The 1,700-nt window shown below is 61.1% G+C and carries 1 protein-coding gene and 3 pseudogenes; 1 reads left to right on the top strand and 3 read right to left on the bottom strand.

The annotated features are described in order from the left end of the window. Nucleotides 1-520, bottom strand: a pseudogene (locus EN750_RS33065) (hypothetical protein); the annotation flags it as partial. A gap of 180 nt (nt 521-700) precedes the next feature. Here EN750_RS33065 and EN750_RS33060 point away from each other — a divergent pair. Continuing rightward, nucleotides 701-931 (top strand): annotated as a pseudogene (locus EN750_RS33060) (HAD family phosphatase); the annotation flags it as partial. Here the strand turns inward: EN750_RS33060 and EN750_RS41150 are convergent. Next, on the bottom strand, nt 928-1,134 hold the full coding sequence (locus tag EN750_RS41150) for a DUF930 domain-containing protein (RefSeq protein WP_245482881.1): 207 nt from the start codon (nt 1,132-1,134) through the stop codon (nt 928-930). The pseudogene EN750_RS33060 and the gene EN750_RS41150 sit on opposite strands and share 4 nt — an antisense overlap. A gap of 24 nt (nt 1,135-1,158) precedes the next feature. Beyond that, nucleotides 1,159-1,700: pseudogene (locus EN750_RS33055) on the bottom strand (hypothetical protein); the annotation flags it as partial.

The raw sequence follows: 1,700 nt of genomic DNA, 5'->3' as shown, positions 1-1,700 counted from the left end.
CCGGCTTCTCGTCGGCCTTGGTTGAATCTGGCCGGCCCTCGGAGTCTACCGGAGTGGCGGATTGGTTCTCCGCCTGCTTCGGCACGACAGGCGGCTTCGAATCATCCTTGGCCGGTGACGGCGAGTTGTCTAGAGCGCTGCCCCCATCCAGGGATTTCCTGGGGCCGGTATCCTTGTCGCCGAACTGAAAAACAGGCTTCAAAACCTCAACTGGCGAGGGCTTCTGAGGTCGCTTTTCCGGCGGACGTGGTTTTTCGACTTTCTGCTCGGGCGGTTTTTCAACCTTCGTTTCCTGCGGCTTTTCGGCCTTGGGCTCCTTTGGGGGCGGCGCCGGCGCGGGTCTCGGCTTTGGCTGATCGGGCGCAGGCACGAGTGCGACGTTTACCGCCTGTTCCTGCTGCGGCTGTTGGGGAGGCGCCGGGAATTTGTAGACCAGGAACGCAGCGATGAGCGCATGCAGGATCAGCGATGCGGGCAAAGCCCACAACAGATGCCGCCGTTCTCCTGTCTCGCTCTTCATCCTGACCGATGTGGAATGAAATAGCGGCGGCTTCAAGCATAGGCATTGGATTTGCGCAATCTAGCCTCTGACAGCTTGTCGATTTGGATCATTATACCCTGCGGTAGCCCGACCAAGGTGCTGGGCGACGCAACAAGCGGCGGCCCACGATCCGGCCCATCATGACCTGGGATCAGCCAGTTCGCCGCCACCAGGATGGACGCCAATGCGGCCGACTGCATCGTCATCGAGGACTCGCCCTTCGGCATTCAGGGCGCGGTCGCCGCAGGCATGACGGCGATCGGCTACACCGGTGGCGGCCATGCCTATGCCGAGCACGCCGCGCGGCTGACAGCTGCCGGTGCCGATTTCGTCTGCGCCGACTGGCAAGAAGTTAGCCGGCAATTGGCTAGGTTTGGTGTGCCGGCCTAGTTTAGACGATACTTTGTGAATCCACGGCTGGGCCATTCGCCAGGCGGTACCAATGAGCCCACACGGAAGTTGAAGGACAGGACCCTCGTCGCATCGGCGTCGACTTCGCATCGGAAATTTAGGTTGTACCAGGCGTTTCTGGTGCTGAAGGCGGCCTGCGGAGGATTGAGAACATTGCCTTTGTCCAGCGTAATGGTTGGCACCCATTTGACCGTATAGTCGGCAGTTTACAGTTCCCGGCTCAGAACGTTGCCGCAAAGGGTGGCCACGCGTTGACCGCGCGGAACATTCTCCATGGAGCTTGTAGCGAACGCATTGCCGGTTGCCCCTTGCGAGTAAAGTTTTCTGACGCCCGGAAGGCCGGAATAGATCGGTGATCCTGCAACGTCGTCGTTGGTGGGATTTGACCTTCCAGCATTCCCGATCGGCGCTTTGAAAGCTCTTGCGGGCTTGAACGTCATTGTCTTGGCAGGTTTGGCTTTGGGCTTTGCCTTTCCAGTCGAGGCTGGAGGCGCCGGCTTGTCGCCGATCTCAGCCGCCAATGGCTTTGGCGTCACGACGGCTTGCTTTTCGGCGGGTTGCGGTGCGGGTTCCTGTTTGTCCGGCTGCTGTTTGTCGGTTTCCTCGGTCGCCTGCTTCTCCTCGCTTTGCGCGGGCTTTTCGTCCGGCGCAGCGGTGGCTGGCTTCTCGTCAGGCTTGCTGGGCTCCGCCTTCTGCTGTGGCGTTGCAGCCGGGGCGGGCTGGGGCGGCGTGGGTGTCGGTGCTACAG

Source organism: Mesorhizobium sp. M7A.F.Ca.ET.027.03.2.1 (assembly GCF_003999175.1).
GTDB lineage: Bacteria > Pseudomonadota > Alphaproteobacteria > Rhizobiales > Rhizobiaceae > Mesorhizobium.
The sequence above is the reverse complement of the archived record's forward strand: the minus strand, read 5'-3'. Positions and strand labels throughout refer to the sequence as shown.